A 15,196-nucleotide genomic window follows, 5' to 3' on the forward strand; every position below is an offset into this window, starting at 1 on the left:
AAGGCGTTAAGGTTTTTGCGCGCCTTTCATCTCACTTCTCCGAAGGATATACCATGAAGAAGCATCTCATGCTGAAAACCGACCTTGCCGCTGCACTCGGCGTGGTCGCGGTTACCGGCCTCGCACTGGTTGCGGCTCAGGCCGGTACGGACACGACTTTCGATGCAACGACGACCGTACTCACCGGCTGGGCGGAAGGCTCCCTCGGTAAGATGGCCGCGGTCGCCGGTGTCGCCGGCGCGCTCGTCGGTCTGGTCATGAAGTTCGACTGGCGCCTGATCGCCGGTGCCGCCGGTATCGGTCTGACGGCTTCGACCGGCCCGGGCATCGTCACGGCCCTGACCTCCGCTATCTTCTAGTTGGCTTCGCCGCGCAACCGGTGAAGAGGTCCAGGCCACGGAAATCCACCGGAATGGGGGGAGCCCACAGGTTCCCCTCGCGCGATCGAAGCGCGTGCTGACACGACAGGGGCTGTCGGAGACCCCACTCGTGAAAGTCTTGGGTAGGAAACTCAATGGACACCCGTATTCCCCAGTATCTGGACGAGCCAGAGCGATACTTCATTTTCACACCGGATGAGCTGGTCGTGGTCGTTGTCCCTCTGGGCATTCTGACGATTGTCGCCAACTTTCTGATCGGTCTCGTCGCGGGTTTGACCGCCTTCTGGCTGCTGCGCCGCCTGAAGAAGGGCGGCTCGCTCACGCGCCTGCTCTGGCTGATGTTCTGGATTCTGCCCTATGAGGTCATGGGCCTGAAGAAGACCCCGCCGGCTCAACATCGTCTGATGGTGGGTTAGATGGACTTTGCCAAGACCCAGCAGGAGCGCAAGCTCTACGCTTCGCGGCTTTCGGTGATGACCGTGGTCGCCGCCGCCAGCATCGTGACCAATGCCTGCCTCTCGATGGTGCTGGTGGGACAATCTCGAACCCTCATCATACCGACCATTCCCGCGGAAGTCTCCATCGACGCCTATGGGGCGGCCGATCCCCTTTATCTCGAACGCTTCGCCCGCGATGTCTCGTTCCTGTTTCTGAATCGCTCTCCCGAAACCCTGCTCTATTTTCAGCGGGAAGCGCAAAAGATCATGGAGCCGACGGCCTATCAGGAGATGCATAAGATACTGGTGCGTGACCGTCAGGAGGCCATCCGGGAAAACCGTTCGCAATCCTGGTTTCCCAACGATTTCTATGTCGATCCCAAGACCATGTATGTCGAGATCCGCGGCACGATCCGGATTGAGGCCGGGGGCCGCGAGGTCGATGCCCAGAACAAGATCTATGCACTGACCTTTTCCAAGAACGGTCAGCTGGTTCGCCTGAAAAGCTTCACCGAGATCACGCCGGAAGATGCGCGCGGTGAAAAGGTGAAACCACTTCAAACGCTTACGGAAGGATAGGGCGATGATCAGATCCCTTTTGCTCGGCGGCGCCGCCGCGATGATGATGGCCGCGTCAGCCGGCGCCGAGACCCTGAATGTCAAGGGTGACCAGGTGCTGTTGCAGGTTTCCTCGTCGCAAATGTCGCGCGTCCACATTCAGGGCGAACGCATTGCGACGGTGCGCACCGTACAGGGCGGAGACGGCGCCGAACTCCTGATCGAAAAGGATGAGACGACCGGCGACGTCTATGTGGGCTTCGACGGCGACACGTCTGGCCAAACCTTCTCGGCATTTTTGACGACGGAAAGCGGAAAGACCGTGCAGGCGACTTTTCACCCGGTCGACGACACCGCCAAGACCTTTGAGCTGAAGCTTGAAGGCACTCTGTCAGCAACCAGCCCGGTCACCCTTCAGTTCAAGCGGAACGGCTATCCAGAGACCATGGCCGCCTTCGTCAAGCTCATGTTCAATCCGGATCGGCCGGGCGGTGTGGTCTGCCGGCAGGGCCGGGCACAACCGACCCAGACCTCGAACTTCCGGGTCTGGACTATCGAGCGGTGTGATGCCGAAGGCATCGCCGGAACTGTGCTGCATTTCAAAAACATATCGACCGTGCCGCAGACCTTGAGCGCCGATGGCTTTCTGGTCCGGCAGGTGCTGGCCGTCGGGATCACCGATGAGCTGCTGTCGCCGGGCGAAGAGGCCCGCGTCTACATCGTCGAGGAGGCCCGCTGATGGACGGTATCTCGACTCCGCCCGCCGAAGAGGCGACCGACGAGCGCGTCGTCTCGCCCAATGCGGAGGCCAAGAAGAACTCGACGCTCCTTTGGGCGTCGATCATCGGTGTGGCGGCTGTCCTTGGCGGCTTTGCGGTCTACAGCACCGTGTTTCCGCCTGACCCCAAACCGAAGCAGAAGCTGACCAAGGAAGAGGCGGTTCGCATCAAGGGCACGGCGAGCGTCGCCAGCGGTGTGCCGATATCGCCGACGGCAGAGAATGCGCAACTCAAGTCCGAACGCTCGGACATGGACGCGCGGTTGCGTCAGCTCGAAGCCGAGAACGCGGCCCTCAGCGCTGAGAGGGACACCCTCAATTCTCGCAATCTCCAGGACCGCGAAGAAGCCTATCAAATGCTTCAGGCGGAACGAGATCGTCGAGGTGGCAGCGATCCGCATCCTACCCGCGGATACCCCGCCGAGACGGCAGATGGTGCCGGATTTTCCCCGACCCCAAATCCGGCACCATCGCTCCAAACTGACGCCGCCGGCACGGCGCGTCCGCGGCGTTCCTTCAAAACGGTGTCGCTCAACACGACCTCATCCGAGGGAACCGAGAACGGGGCCCAACCGGCGGTGCTGAAGGGGAGTGCGGTCACCGATCGCATCGAGACCTTCGACCCGAGTGAATATGTCCCACCCAATTCCTACGCGACCGCGAGAGTGCTGGTGGGTGTCGATATGCAGACCGGCGTGAGCGGCAATTCGGACCCCAAGCCCGTATTGCTGCGGATCAGGTCTCAAGCTTTCGGAGTCGGCATGGACGGCAAGTTCCAGTCGTCGGATCTGCGCGGCTGCACGATCAACGGCGCCGCCTATGCCGAGCTGTCGTCCGAGAAGGTCTATGTCAAACTCCAGCGCATCACCTGCGAAGGCAAAAACGGAAAGTTCCTAACCTCGCCGGTCGAGGGCTATGTCACCTACAAGGGCAAGACCGGCGTTCGCGGCAAGGTCGTGCGCCGTGAGGGCGACTATGCCTCCAAGGCCTTCATCGCGGGTACTTTCCGGGGTCTGGGGCAGGCGATGGAGAAGAACGTGCAGGGCACGATCTCCGGCCGGTTCGGTGAAAGTGACGCAGGCTCGATCATCAATGCGCGTCCATTGAGTTCAAGTGAGATCGGGCAAGCCTCGGTCGGGTCTGGTGTCAGCAACGCCGGGGGCATGCTGGCCGACTACTACATCAAGCGCGCCGAGCAATATCAGCCGGTCATCGAGATGCCAACCGGCATCGACGTCGAGATCGTCTTCCTTTCGGGCTTCCGCTTCAAAGAAACCTCAAAGAAATAGGTGCTCTATGCGACGCATACTGAACATCAGGTACGCCTTGCCAGCAGTCATGGGACTTGGGGCGCTGGCCGCCGTCGGCATCGTTACCACTTTGCAGCCAGCGGCAACGGAAGCGACCGTCAAACGCCGCATCGCCGAGCATTTTCCCAACAGCACAGTCAATTCGGTCTCGTGCAAAACCGCCATCGGCCTGTGCGAGGTCGTGATGGGGAAGAACCTCCTCTATGCGACCCGGGACGGACGCTATGTCGTGGTGGGTGCAGTCCTCGACCTGAAGGCTCGCAAAGACCTGACCGATCAGCGGCTGAAGGAGTTGGCGGCGGTCGACGCGGCCACAACTTCGGTTGAAGGCCAGCGCGTCGAGACCCCGGTGAAAACGGCTGCGGCCGGCAAGCTCAGCGTCAGCCTGCCCAAGGCCAATGCCGTCATCCATAATCCAGGTGCGCCGCTGAAGATGACCGTGTTCGGTGACTATAGCTGCGGCTACTGCCACCAGCTTTTCGCCCAGCTGGCCGGCACGACCAACATCGAAATCACCGAATACCCCATCGCCATTCTGGGCCCGCAATCGGCGGAGAAGGCGCGCCTGGTCATGTGCGCAGGCGACCGGGCGGCGGCGGCGGAAGCCGCCTACACCGGTGGCGAGATCAAGACGGGTGCCGACTGCGCGAGGTTTGACGCGGTCATAGCCGAAAACACGCGCTTCGCGCAGGCCAACGGCATTAACGGGACGCCGGCGATCATCCGTGCCGACGGAACGGTCAACGCGGGCTTCCTGCCCCTGCCGGATCTCATCCGCTTCCTGGAGGGCAAGAATGTTTAAGCGCCTCATCGTCCTCCTTCCCTTGCTACTCAGCGCCTGCGCGTCCAGCAACACCTCGACCAAATGGACCTGCATCGCCGAAGGCGATCATTGCACCACGATTGCCGACACCGACTCGCGGAAAGATCGCCCGCAAATACCGGCGGGCGACGCGGTCATTTTCGATGCGAAACCGGCCCGCTGGTGGGAACCCAATGCGCCCGGCACGGCCACGCGCGACTTCGACCCGCGCCGCGACGGCGACCAGGTCATGCGCGTCGTCGTGGCGCCCTATGTCGATGCCCAGGGCGACTATCATGCGCGCAGCGAGATATTCGCGGTCGTGCGCCGGGGCCAATGGTGGCTGACGCCACCTGCGGCCAAGTCCGCCGCACCGGAACCCGGTACGGATCTGAACGTCGACGAAAACCCCAAAGTCGGTTCAGGGGCGAAACCATGAACCTGAACTTCGACGCGGTCAGGCGGGAGGTGTTTCGAGGCGCGCAGAAGCTGGTGGCCGAGCGCATCTTCGGCGACATGCCTTCCGTCGATACCGGCATCAGCCGCGAGTTTCCGCCGAGCCTATCCGGCTATCTGCCCTATCGGTCATTCGATGAGGTTCGCCAGCTCTATGTACAGGACGCGACCGTCGGCCTCGTGATGGAACTGATCCCTCTGCTGGGCGTGACCGACGCTCAGCACGCGCTTCTGGCGCAGGTGTTCAATGACGCCCTGCCCGATGGCGCGCATGTGCAGATCATCAACTATGCGTCGCCGCGTACCGGGCACATTGTCGACACCTGGGCGCGTAGCCGGTCGGCGGGTGGGGAGATTTTCGAGGAACTGGCGCGCCACCGGCGTCAGCACCTGATGAACGGCATCTGGGCATCGTTTTCGAAGTCCGCCCCTTTCAGCATGCGCGACTACCGCGTCATCCTGGCCATTGAGGTGAAGGGCGATGTGGGCGGGCCCGCCGGCGACGCCCTGGCGGAGTTGCGCGAGGTGATCAAGGGCACCTTGGCATCTATGGGGGGCGCGGCCTTCACCCTGATGCCGGATCAGTTGCTGTCGTTCTGCGCTGCCGTGCTCAATCCGACCTCATCGACAGTATATGACGCCATACCCTATGATCGGGAGGACTGGCTTAACCAGCAGATTGTCAGGCGCGACACGACCGTCACGCAATATCGCGACCGGCTGGTCGCCACGACGGCCTATGCCGGAGATGCTTACGACAAGGACCTTCTGCCAAAGGATAGCCGTCGGGAGCGCTGGGAGTTTCGGGCCTTTTCGCCGGTCCGCTATCCGGAAAATGCCTCGCAGGCCGTTGTGGCGAGGCTCATCGGCGACTTTTTCAACAATCAGCTTCAGAACATCGGCTCGAATCTGACCGTGCTCTATTTTTCGCCTATGACGCTCGACGAGAGCAGGACCACGGTCGAGATGAAAACCATGCGCACGAGCCAGCAGGCCGCGTCGCCCACTGCCAAGTTCTTCCCAGCGATCCAGCGTGCGGCGGATGACTGGACGGCGGCCAACCAGGCCGTCTCAATGGGCGCCAAGCTCTGCCATATGGGCATGTTCGCCATCTCTATCACGCCGCTGCACGACGCCGACCGGGCCGAGCGCCAGCTACGTGCGGTCTGGGGCGGGGGGGGCTTCGAGCTGTCACGCTCCGATGTCCTGCATCTGCAGACGCTGCTCGCGGCACTGCCGCTGACTATGGGAGACGGTCTGGCCGATGACTATAAGGCCCATAAGCGTCTGCGGCGGATGCCGACCAGCTGCATGGCCATGCTCGCGCCGTTCCAGGGTGAGTTCCGCGGGTTTCAGCGACCTGACATGCTGTTCCTCGGGCGTCGGGGCCAGCCCTTCTTTTTCTCACCCTTCTCCAATGAGGAGGAGGGGATGGGCGGCGGCAATCACAATGTCTCCGTTATCGGCGCATCGGGGTCGGGGAAATCGGTCCTGATGCAGGAGATGGCCGGGGGCCTGCGCGGGCGCGGCGCCGATGTCATCGTGCTCGACGACGGATATTCGTTTCGCAACACCTGCAAGATCCAGGGTGGGCAGTTCATCGAATTTAATCTGTCCAGCGACCTGAACATCAATCCGTTCTCGCTGGTCGATTATCAGGAAGCCGACCTCGATGAGGAGTACCGGTCGGAGTCGATCAACGCCCTTAAATATACCGTGCTGCAGATGGCCAAGGGGGATGATGTCTACCTGAAAGAAGAGCTGGGCATGATCGAGCGCGCGGTCGTCGATGTGTTCGACACCAAGCGCGCCGACGGCGGCATCGAGGACGTCGCGGTCTATCTGGAGGCCCATTTCGGCGATCCGGGCCGCGCCATGGCGATCGCCATGGAACCCTACCGGCTGCGGGGCAGCTACGGCAAACTCTATAACGGCCAGGCCAATCTGGAGATCAGAAATCCCTTCACGGTGTTCGAGCTTTCCCCCCTCGAATCCAAGAAGGATCTGCGCGCGGTCGTCATTCTCTCGCTGCTGATGGTTATCCGCCAGCGTATGAAGCATGGCGGCCGCGCTCGGAAGAAGGCCTTGTTCATCGACGAAGCCTGGCAGTTGCTGGGCGACGGGGCGGCAGGTCCGTTCATCGAAGGCTTTGCGCGGCGCTGCCGGAAAGAGGGCGGGGCGCTGATCACCGGCACCCAGTCCCTGGAAGACTACCAGCGAACGGCGGGTGGTCGCGCTTGTATCCAGAATTCGGAATGGAACATCATTCTGAAGCTCAAGCCTGAATCCGTCGATGCCTTTGCCAATGAAGGTATCCTTCGGGCTTCCGAGGCCGAGCTTGAGCTGATCCGGTCGCTGTTTACGTCCCAAGGGGAATATTCAGAGGCCTATATCCGGGGTGCCGGTACCAAATTCATCGGTCGCCTCGTGCTCGATCCTTATTCGCTGGCGCTATATTCGACGAAGCCTGAAGTGCTCGACGCGATCGAGCGTCTGGTCAGTGCCGGATATTCCGCCAAGGAGGCTGTTCGCTCTGTCGCGTTCAAGGCCCCGATTGAGACCCACTGGTCGAAGGCGCAGATACGGCAAGCCGAGCTACTGATGGGTGACGGCGAATTGAAGCCGTTCATCGAGCGCTATGGCGCCATGTCCAGCCGGGAGCGCCGGATTTTCGCGCACCGCCTCTTCGGGGAACTGGAGGGCAATCATGCGCAGGCATCTCTGTAACGCCCTGGCCGCGACCCGCCGGTATCTACCCGATTTGAGCTGGTCTGGTTTGTTTCACCAATTGGAGACCGGGGCCATCGCGTTTGCTGTTTCAATAGGCCTGACGCTCGTCGTCTTCGGTTTTCGAGTGGATTCCTGGATGCACGAATGGGCCAACTTCCTGCGCCACTACGTGGCCGCAACGTCCGTCGCCCGCGAGCCGGTCAACCTCTTCCTCCTCGCTGTCTATCTGACCCTGTTCGCCGTTGTCTGGCTGAGCCGACGAACCAAAAGGAAGCCTGATGCAAGCCTCCCCTGAAGCTGAAGCCGAAACACCCTCGACGGTGCCAACGCTCGCTCCGAAACGCAAGGTCGCGTTGCCGCGCCTGAGTGGACAGCACGTTCTGATTGGGTTGCTGGCCATCAACATGGTGGTCACTGGCGCCTTGTGGTTCCGGGTTATGACCGACACACGACCGGTCATCGCGACCATCGGTCTGACCAGCCTCGCGCGCAACTATGCCCAATCTCTGGCGAGCGATCCCACCATATCACCGGAAGCCCTGCAGATACGCACCCAGCTCTTTATGGCCGAAGGCCAGAAGGAGATTAACCGCCTGACAGCGGACGGTGGGATGGTGCTGCTGGCGCGCGAATGCGTGCTGAAAGGCGAGGATGTCGACCTTACCCCGCAATTTGCGGCTTCACTGAACACGCAGCTGGCAGCGACGAAATCGCGTGCCGTGGGGACGGTCGCCGATGTCCCTGCGCAATAGGCTCCCGAAGATCAGCCGCTCGGCGAAGATCATCTGGTCGGTGGCGGCGGCACTTGCCGTCTCGCAGCTGGGCGGCGCGATCGCGTCCGACTACCAGTTCTTCCTGAACGAGACCGACAGTCTGCCCAACTGGGCTTTTTGGGTGAACAAGAACCAGGTCGCGCCGCGGCGCGGCGATTATTATGCCTTTGTGGCCCCTCCAAACCCCTATTACCCGGCGGGGTTTCGCTTCGCCAAACAGGTCGTCGGCGTGCCGGGTGACGTCGTCGAAGTGCGCGGCCGCGAATTCTGGATCGGTGGGCGTCTGGTAGGCATTGCCAAGACCCATGATCAGACGGGTAATCCGGTGGCGATGTCGCCGGGCGGCAAAATACCCGCCGACAAGTATTTCGTCGTCACCCCTCATAAGGATTCCTTCGACAGCCGTTATGCGCTGATCGGACTGATCGACCGCAAGAGGCTGGTCGGGAAAGCCTACCCGGTGCTGTGATGGGTCATTTGCGCGCCTCGCTCTTCATCGCGGTGACGATCTGCGCCGGCTTGCCCGCACAGGCAGGCGATCTTGGCGCCTATGGCCCGACCTTCGAGATCATCGAAACGGATCTGCTGAAAGACATTCTGTCGAAGCTCAGGAAGGCGGAAAAGGACGGCCGGATCGATGAGTTGAACCGGAAGTTTGCTGAGGCGACCCGGAAGAGGGTCGAGAACCCGCCACCGGTACCCGGCATCGTCACCACGGTAAAGGCGCGCACCTGGCTTTACGATCCGTCCATCGTCGTGCCGGAGGATATAGCCGACGACAAGGGGCGGGTATTCGCCCGTCGGGGTGAGCGGATCAATCCGCTGGAGCGGCTGCCGTCCTACAATAAGGTTCTGGTCTTCATCGATGGGCGCGATGCGCGCCAGGTCGAGTTCGCTGTCTCGCAATCCAAAAAGTTCGGTCAGGACCGCACGGTTCTGGTTCTTGTCAATGGCTCGCCTATGGCCACCATGCGCGCGCGCAAGCAGGTGTTCTATTTCGACCAGCTTGGCACGCTGACCACCAAGTTCGGCATCACGCAGGTGCCCGCGACCGTAGCCAAGGAGGGGACTGCGCTTAGGGTCCGTGAGGTGGCGCTATGAGGTGGGTGGCGCTACTGACAATTTTTGTCAGCCTCCTGTTTTCAGGGGCGGCGGCGGCATCGCCCGCCGATGCCCTTCGAGTGTGCACTGGGCGTTTCGTCAACCCGATCACCGCGCCCTGCTGGGACTGCATCTTCCCTCTGACCATCGGCTCGGTGCCGATCTGGCGGGGGAAGGGGGTTCGCATCGATGCGCCCAATCCGCCCAGCCCCATCTGTGCCTGCGGCACGCCGATCCCGCGTATCGGCTTGACCATCGGCTATTGGGAGCCGTCGCGTCTTATGGACGTTACCCAAAAGCCGTTCTGTTTTCCGAACCTCGGCGGGCTCTCGATCAGCCCCGGCTTTGGCTATGCGGGCAAGAGTGAATACCGGCATCAGAGCGGGGCGGCGCGCACGGCGTATCATGCCCACTACTATGTCTACCCGCTGCTCGCCTGGCTTCAGATCCTGACCGACTTCGTCTGCATGGAATCGTCGGGTTTCGATATCGCCTACATGACTGAGTTCGACCCGCTGTGGAATTCCGACGAGCTGAGCGCGATCATCAATCCCGAGGTGTTTTTGTTTGCGAACCCGATTGCCCAGCTGGCCTGCAGCGCGGATTGCGTGGCGGCGACAACGGTCGGTCGGCCGATCCAAAAGCTTTTCTGGTGTGCCGGCTGTCAGGGCAGTCTCTACCCGATGACGGGGCAGGTGGCGGGTGACTATGGGCCGCTGACCGGGTCGCTGCATGTGGCCGAGAAGTTTCAGGCGAAGCTGCACCGGGAGCTGTTGGCCTGGGGGACACGCGGCAGCCTGTCGCTTTGCCAGCCCATCCCTCAACCGACTATGGACAAGCTCCAGTACCGGTTTCAGCTCGTGACGCCGGTGGCCCATAAGAACCTCTTCAGCTGCACCGCCATTGGCAAGTCGACCGTGCCATACGAACACCTCAAGGTCATTCCGGTGAAGGGGGAGGACATCGGATACCTCGTCTGGAAGAAGAGGAACTGCTGTGCGCTCTGATCCAAAGTCTAAAACCCTTGCCTGCGCCGTCTGCGCGCTTCTCCTGTTGTCAGGTCCTACACCCGCTCAGGAAAATCGCTTCGAGATCGAGGATCTGGTGAAGAACGCGCAGGCGCGGTCTGACGCCATAAAGGCGGATCTGACCGGCCTCGATTCCAGCACGGTGGAGAAAACGAAGCGCTATACGCAGGATGCCGTCCAACTCGCCAATGGCAATCGCGAGCGGCTAAGAACGGGCCTGACCTACTTGGGCAAGCAGTACGACATAGACTTTTTCGACACCGAAGCCGAGGTCGAGGGCGGGGTTGTCTACGTGGCCGTTTCGCTGGCCATGCCCCGCGAAGCGCTGCGCCAATTGTCGGCGGATGCGCAGAAGGCCGGCGCCGTCCTCGTCATCCGGGGGTTTGTCGGCGGCAGTTTCAAGACGACGCGCCAGATTCTTCTCAAGACCTTCAGCGAAGAGGAGGCCGCGGGCGTCCTGATCGATCCGCGCGTTTTCCAGCAATACCGGATCGACCGCGTACCGAGTTTCGTGGCCGCCAACGGGCCGGTGGCGTCGTGCGAAGACGGCGGGCTTGAGTGCGTTCGAACCGATGTGCCCTTTGATCTTGTCAGGGGCAATATTCCTCTGGCCACGGCGCTGAAGGTGCTGACGGAGAAGGGCGACGCCGCGCCGCGCGCCGCGCGCACAGCCATGGATCGGCTGGAGAGCCCGCTATGAACCGGCTCCTGCTCATCGCTGCTACACTATCCCTTGCCCTGCCTCTCAGCTTCGCAATCGCGCAGGCACCCAAACGCGAGGATTTCGGGGCGGCGCTCAACGCCTCGAATGCCGCGACCAATACAAGTGATCTATACCAGACCTTGCCGGGCTATCAGGGTGACGCGCCGGACGTGCAGGCCAGATCCGATGATGCGCCTGAGGACCTGAACGCCAATGGCATGGTCGCCTCGACGTCCAACAGCCTGACGCCTGTCATCCAGTCGAACCAGAGCTTCCTCGGCGCCAACCGTATCGATGAGAATGCGGAGTGGGTGAAAAACGCCCTGGCCATCAACGCCGACCCCACGGCGACGGCAGGTAGCGCGGCGGGGTCCGGTTCTAACGCCTGCCATTTGCAGACGACGTCATCCACGGAGACGACCCTCTACACCTGCGAAAGCGGCAATATGATCGGGGAGGGCGACTTCAGCTGCTCCGTAACACGCGGCTTCCGCAAGAAAGACCCAGTCACCAAGGCTTGCATCACCAGCCGCCTGACGGGGGTCTATGGGGCGGTGCCGGACGGCTATCGCTATATTCACCACTGTCAGCGCGCCATCATGCACCACGGTTTGCCGGACGCCAGCAATGGCTGCGGGTATTTGACAGGGTCAGGCAGTTGCCTTGCGCTTTATGGCTCCGGTCCAGACTGGTCGACCGTCTGCAACCGCGTGGTCACCGGCCGGTCGAAGGTGACCTATATTGGACTGTACGAGGAGACCTGCGGTGAGACCTCGGCCTGCACCCTTCAGTCGTCCCTGTGCCGATCTGAATTCGGTATAGGGTTTTGCGAGCGCGAAGAGCGCAACTATCTGTGCGATGCCGGCGGTTTCGAGGATCTGGGTACGGGCGATAGTGGCTGTACCGCTCTGCTGGCCAATCCGACCTGCGCCTTGCGCAGCCAGACCTGCACACAAACCGCCAGCATGTTCCCGGAGATCATGGCACACTTTGGCTTTGCGGCGGACACCTGTTTCTCGACGGCCTTCAGCTACACCTGCCAGAACATCACGGGCACTGGCAGTAACTGCACGCCCGACGCCAGTTGTAGCTTCAAGACGCGAAACTGTATCGACGCGACGGCGTCCGGTGATGCATCCTGCCAGAGTTGGGAGAATGTCTACGAGTGCAAGAAGGCGGTGACCACCCCGGTCGATGCCTCGGTGTGCGACGCTTCCTGGGTCATGGGCACGACGACGATCGAAGCCGTCGATGATCCCGATCAGGATATTGCCTCGGCGGTATCGGCCCTGAATGCCGTAAAAGCCGCCTCGAACACCTACGAGGCGGAGATGTCCATCTTCAAGGGGCAGGACCTGCGCTGTGGCAAGGCGGTGCTGGGCTTCGCCAACTGCTGCAAGGATTCCGGCTGGGGCACGGATGTCGGGCTGGCGGAATGCGACTCCAATGAGCTGAAGCTGATGGAGAGCCAGAAAAAGAAGGCCTGCCACTATGTCGGCACCTATTGCAGCAAGGATAGCCTGTTCGGGTGTCTGCAAAAGAGCATGACCTATTGCTGTTACGGCAACAGCCTGGCGCGGATCATTCAGGAAGCGGGGCACCAGCAACTCGGCATCGGCTGGGGCAGCGCCAAGTCGCCAAACTGCGCCGGGTTCAGCGTCGAAGATTTCCAGAAGCTCGACCTGACCAATGTCGATTTCTCAGACTTCTACAACGAGAAGCTGGGTCAGCTGGCCGAGACCGACAAGGCCTCGACAGTGACCGCCATCACCACCTCCATCGAAGCCATGAACGGCTCGGGTTCACCGAAGAAGTGACGCCATGAATAAACTCGCTCACCACCTTGCCATAGCCATTGCATTTTTGAACCCTGCCATGGCGCACGCCCAAACTTCAGAGGCGCTGGACCCCATGCCTGCAGAGCCTGCGGCGGGAACGGACTATTGCGAGCGTCGACTGGGGCAGTGGTTTTATTGCGAAGTGCCGGTTGCGCCCAAACCGAAGCCGAGGGCTAAAGCCACGGCAAAGGGTGACGACGCACCCAAACATCCCGATCTCGTGGCGGCTGAGCAGTTTAAGAAGGACATGGAGGACGCGCGCCTCATCGCCGTCTGGAACCCGTCGGCCGAAAACATTCAGCGCTATTACGCCTATCAGCAAATGGTCCTGGAGAAGGGCGGCACGTTTGCCGATACGTGGCGGCGCATGGTCTGGGAGAACCCTGACAAGGATTACACCCTGCAGCGGCCGATCAACACGGCCGGAAAGGCCGAGTGGCTTCAGGCGCGCAATACCGACCGCGACCTGTTCTTCCGCGCCGCCTACGACCAGATCGGCATCTTCTATGTCTATCGTGGCGACTGCGGGCCCTGCCGCGTCGCCTCCCCGATCGTGCGCGAGTTTGCCACCCGGTATGGGATTTCGGTCAGGGCGATCTCGGCTGACGGCGGGGCCAACCCGCACTTCCCGGATGCGCAGATCGACAAGGGGCAGCTCAAAGCCTGGGGCCTGACCTCGGCGGTGACGCCGGCCTACATGATTTTCCAGAAGCCGACCGCGACCGGCAAGGACGGCATCAAGCCAGTCTCGTTCCGGGTGACCGATGGCAAGACGATCACGCTCCGGCCGTGCCGTAACCCGAAGGGGTGCCTGACCTATATGGGCGCCGGCGTGCTGTCGGTCGATGAACTGGCCGACCGGCTTTTTGTGACCCTGGCCACCGAGCCGGGCAAGGATTTTTAGGAGGGGTATCGTGAGAGCACATCTGAAGGCTGGCGCCTGCATCTTCCTGACGCTTCTGGCAGCGACCCCGGCGACGGCCGATGTCGACGGCGCCATGGATGATTTCTGGTCGGATTCCATGACGGCAACCAACGGCTCAGGACCGTCGGTCTATCAGGGACAAGCAGCGGGGTATTACACACTCGGCAACTACAGCTACCGCGCACCGCAGATGAACACTCAGATTGCCTCGGTCGGCGTGCCGTCGGTCAAATCGGGCTGTGGCGGCATCGACATTTACGGCGGCAGCTTCAGCTTTATCAATTCCGACCAGATCGTCGCCACAATGAAGGCCATTGCTCAAAACGCGCTGGGCCTGCTGTTCCAGATGGCGGTCGACTCGCTGTCGGAACTGCTGGGCTCGAACATCAAAGACGCCTTCAAGAAGATGCAGGACCTCAATGGGGTCAATATCAATAGCTGCGAGGCGGCGCAGAATCTGGTGGCGGGTACGGTCAACCGGATACAGGCCGCGCAGGCGAAATCCTGCACTGAAGTCGGCACGACGAGTGGTCTGTTCAGTGATTGGGCTAAGGCTAAGGAACAATGCGGGGTGGGTGGTCAGGCTGAAGCGACAGCGGCAACGGCCGCGGCGGATCAGAAGCCGGTCAATCGCAATGTCGCCTGGGAGGCCATTCAAAAGCACCCCCTGTTTCGCGACGACACCGAGCTGGCCCTAACCATGATGACCCTGACCGGGACAGTCGTCATCGGCTCGAACGGCGGGGTGACCTCCATCGACGTCATTCCGGGCGATGCCAACAAGGACGGCATGATAACCAAGTTCCTCGATGGCGGCACCTATCGGGTTCACCAATGTGCCAACACTGAATGTACGCAGGTGACCAAATACTCCCGGGATGTGACGCTCGACGTGAACCGAAGCCTGAAGCGCCGGGTGTCGGCGATGCTGGTCTCGATCGTCAACAAGATCCGCTCTCGCACGGCCCTGTCCGAGGATGAGAAATCCTTCCTCGGACTGGTGAGCCTGCCCGTCTATAAGATGGCGAGCGTCCAGGTCGCCTATCAGGGCGGGTTCGCGGCCATTGAGATGGAGCGCTATTCGGACGTCATTGCCCTCGATCTCGTCCTGACCTGGATGTCGCAGAACATGGCCGAAATGACGGCGGCGTCGCAGAACCTCGTCGGTGTCGACGAGAAGCTGCTGGTCGACTGGCAGGAGAATGTCCAGTCCGTGCGGCAGGAACTCTTCCAGCGCCAGGCTCTGGTGCAGGACCGGATCGTCGCCATGGAGTCGATCATCGCCAAGACGCGCGAGGTCGAGAAGATCATCTTCTCCGAGGGCAATTCGCGGATCGCGCAAAGCCTGATGTTTTCCAGCACCTTCAAGAACTAGGG

Annotated in this window: 17 protein-coding genes; all 17 read left to right on the forward strand. The window is 61.4% G+C overall.

Translation table 11 applies throughout. The features are described 5' to 3' along the window. The first annotated feature begins 53 nt into the window (after nt 1–53). The 17 genes from PQU92_RS14045 (at nt 54) to PQU92_RS14125 (ending at nt 15,194) form a co-directional block, all read left to right on the forward strand. Nucleotides 54–359 carry a hypothetical protein gene (locus PQU92_RS14045; protein ID WP_272748879.1) on the forward strand — a complete coding sequence of 102 codons (306 nt, stop codon included), beginning with the start codon at nt 54–56 and terminating at the stop codon, nt 357–359. Between the two features lie 155 nt (nt 360–514). Continuing rightward, nucleotides 515–796 (forward strand): type IV conjugative transfer system protein TraL, encoded by a 282-nt coding sequence (traL, locus tag PQU92_RS14050; RefSeq protein ID WP_013481206.1) that lies wholly within the window; start codon nt 515–517, stop codon nt 794–796. After that, nucleotides 797–1,396: a type IV conjugative transfer system protein TraE gene (locus PQU92_RS14055; protein ID WP_272748880.1), complete on the forward strand. Its 600-nt coding sequence runs from the start codon at nt 797–799 to the stop codon at nt 1,394–1,396. A gap of 4 nt (nt 1,397–1,400) precedes the next feature. Then, nucleotides 1,401–2,114, forward strand: coding sequence for a type-F conjugative transfer system secretin TraK (locus tag PQU92_RS14060; protein WP_272748881.1), 714 nt, complete (start codon nt 1,401–1,403; stop codon nt 2,112–2,114). Further along, nucleotides 2,114–3,442 (forward strand): TrbI/VirB10 family protein, encoded by a 1,329-nt coding sequence (locus tag PQU92_RS14065; protein ID WP_272748882.1) that lies wholly within the window; start codon nt 2,114–2,116, stop codon nt 3,440–3,442. Before PQU92_RS14060 ends, PQU92_RS14065 begins: the two co-directional genes overlap by 1 nt. A gap of 7 nt (nt 3,443–3,449) precedes the next feature. Continuing rightward, nucleotides 3,450–4,265 carry a DsbC family protein gene (locus PQU92_RS14070; protein ID WP_272748883.1) on the forward strand — a complete coding sequence of 272 codons (816 nt, stop codon included), beginning with the start codon at nt 3,450–3,452 and terminating at the stop codon, nt 4,263–4,265. Further along, a complete protein-coding gene (locus PQU92_RS14075; protein ID WP_272748884.1) occupies nt 4,258–4,704 on the forward strand; it encodes a TraV family lipoprotein in 447 nt (148 codons plus the stop codon). The genes PQU92_RS14070 and PQU92_RS14075 overlap by 8 nt, the downstream gene beginning before the upstream one ends. Next, entirely contained in the window at nt 4,701–7,448 is a 2,748-nt protein-coding gene (traC, locus tag PQU92_RS14080; protein WP_272748885.1) for a type IV secretion system protein TraC, read from the forward strand. Before PQU92_RS14075 ends, traC begins: the two co-directional genes overlap by 4 nt. Beyond that, nucleotides 7,429–7,746, forward strand: coding sequence for a purine-cytosine permease-like transporter (locus PQU92_RS14085; protein ID WP_272748886.1), 318 nt, complete (start codon nt 7,429–7,431; stop codon nt 7,744–7,746). The genes traC and PQU92_RS14085 overlap by 20 nt, the downstream gene beginning before the upstream one ends. Next, nucleotides 7,730–8,203, forward strand: a complete 474-nt coding sequence (locus PQU92_RS14090; RefSeq protein WP_272748887.1) for a TrbI F-type domain-containing protein — start codon at nt 7,730–7,732, stop codon at nt 8,201–8,203. Before PQU92_RS14085 ends, PQU92_RS14090 begins: the two co-directional genes overlap by 17 nt. Next, nucleotides 8,187–8,693, forward strand: coding sequence for a S26 family signal peptidase (locus PQU92_RS14095; protein WP_272748888.1), 507 nt, complete (start codon nt 8,187–8,189; stop codon nt 8,691–8,693). The genes PQU92_RS14090 and PQU92_RS14095 overlap by 17 nt, the downstream gene beginning before the upstream one ends. After that, a complete protein-coding gene (traW, locus tag PQU92_RS14100) occupies nt 8,693–9,325 on the forward strand; it encodes a type-F conjugative transfer system protein TraW (RefSeq protein ID WP_272748889.1) in 633 nt (210 codons plus the stop codon). The genes PQU92_RS14095 and traW overlap by 1 nt, the downstream gene beginning before the upstream one ends. Next, nucleotides 9,322–10,332 (forward strand): conjugal transfer pilus assembly protein TraU, encoded by a 1,011-nt coding sequence (gene traU, locus PQU92_RS14105; protein WP_272748890.1) that lies wholly within the window; start codon nt 9,322–9,324, stop codon nt 10,330–10,332. Before traW ends, traU begins: the two co-directional genes overlap by 4 nt. Further along, complete coding sequence (trbC, locus tag PQU92_RS14110; RefSeq protein ID WP_272748891.1) at nt 10,322–11,053, forward strand: type-F conjugative transfer system pilin assembly protein TrbC; 732 nt, start codon at nt 10,322–10,324, stop codon at nt 11,051–11,053. Before traU ends, trbC begins: the two co-directional genes overlap by 11 nt. After that, on the forward strand, nt 11,050–12,873 hold the full coding sequence (traN, locus tag PQU92_RS14115) for a conjugal transfer protein TraN (RefSeq protein WP_272748892.1): 1,824 nt from the start codon (nt 11,050–11,052) through the stop codon (nt 12,871–12,873). The genes trbC and traN overlap by 4 nt, the downstream gene beginning before the upstream one ends. A gap of 4 nt (nt 12,874–12,877) precedes the next feature. Then, complete coding sequence (locus tag PQU92_RS14120) at nt 12,878–13,798, forward strand: conjugal transfer protein TraF (RefSeq protein WP_272748893.1); 921 nt, start codon at nt 12,878–12,880, stop codon at nt 13,796–13,798. A 10-nt stretch (nt 13,799–13,808) separates the two neighbouring features. Further along, complete coding sequence (locus PQU92_RS14125) at nt 13,809–15,194, forward strand: conjugal transfer protein TraH (RefSeq protein ID WP_272748894.1); 1,386 nt, start codon at nt 13,809–13,811, stop codon at nt 15,192–15,194. Nucleotides 15,195–15,196 lie beyond the last annotated feature (2 nt).

This window comes from Asticcacaulis aquaticus, assembly GCF_028550415.1.
In the GTDB taxonomy this organism is placed as follows: domain Bacteria; phylum Pseudomonadota; class Alphaproteobacteria; order Caulobacterales; family Caulobacteraceae; genus Asticcacaulis; species Asticcacaulis aquaticus.

Bases quoted from the DNA above. Each gene is read 5' to 3' on its own strand.
- PQU92_RS14045 (WP_272748879.1), top strand. From the start codon at position 54: ATGAAGAAGCATCTCATGCTGAAAACCGACCTTGCCGCTGCACTCGGC.
- traL (WP_013481206.1), top strand. From the start codon at position 515: ATGGACACCCGTATTCCCCAGTATCTGGACGAGCCAGAGCGATACTTC.
- PQU92_RS14055 (WP_272748880.1), top strand. From the start codon at position 797: ATGGACTTTGCCAAGACCCAGCAGGAGCGCAAGCTCTACGCTTCGCGG.
- PQU92_RS14060 (WP_272748881.1), top strand. From the start codon at position 1,401: ATGATCAGATCCCTTTTGCTCGGCGGCGCCGCCGCGATGATGATGGCC.
- PQU92_RS14065 (WP_272748882.1), top strand. From the start codon at position 2,114: ATGGACGGTATCTCGACTCCGCCCGCCGAAGAGGCGACCGACGAGCGC.
- PQU92_RS14070 (WP_272748883.1), top strand. From the start codon at position 3,450: ATGCGACGCATACTGAACATCAGGTACGCCTTGCCAGCAGTCATGGGA.
- PQU92_RS14075 (WP_272748884.1), top strand. From the start codon at position 4,258: ATGTTTAAGCGCCTCATCGTCCTCCTTCCCTTGCTACTCAGCGCCTGC.
- traC (WP_272748885.1), top strand. From the start codon at position 4,701: ATGAACCTGAACTTCGACGCGGTCAGGCGGGAGGTGTTTCGAGGCGCG.
- PQU92_RS14085 (WP_272748886.1), top strand. From the start codon at position 7,429: ATGCGCAGGCATCTCTGTAACGCCCTGGCCGCGACCCGCCGGTATCTA.
- PQU92_RS14090 (WP_272748887.1), top strand. From the start codon at position 7,730: ATGCAAGCCTCCCCTGAAGCTGAAGCCGAAACACCCTCGACGGTGCCA.
- PQU92_RS14095 (WP_272748888.1), top strand. From the start codon at position 8,187: ATGTCCCTGCGCAATAGGCTCCCGAAGATCAGCCGCTCGGCGAAGATC.
- traW (WP_272748889.1), top strand. From the start codon at position 8,693: ATGGGTCATTTGCGCGCCTCGCTCTTCATCGCGGTGACGATCTGCGCC.
- traU (WP_272748890.1), top strand. From the start codon at position 9,322: ATGAGGTGGGTGGCGCTACTGACAATTTTTGTCAGCCTCCTGTTTTCA.
- traN (WP_272748892.1), top strand. From the start codon at position 11,050: ATGAACCGGCTCCTGCTCATCGCTGCTACACTATCCCTTGCCCTGCCT.
- PQU92_RS14120 (WP_272748893.1), top strand. From the start codon at position 12,878: ATGAATAAACTCGCTCACCACCTTGCCATAGCCATTGCATTTTTGAAC.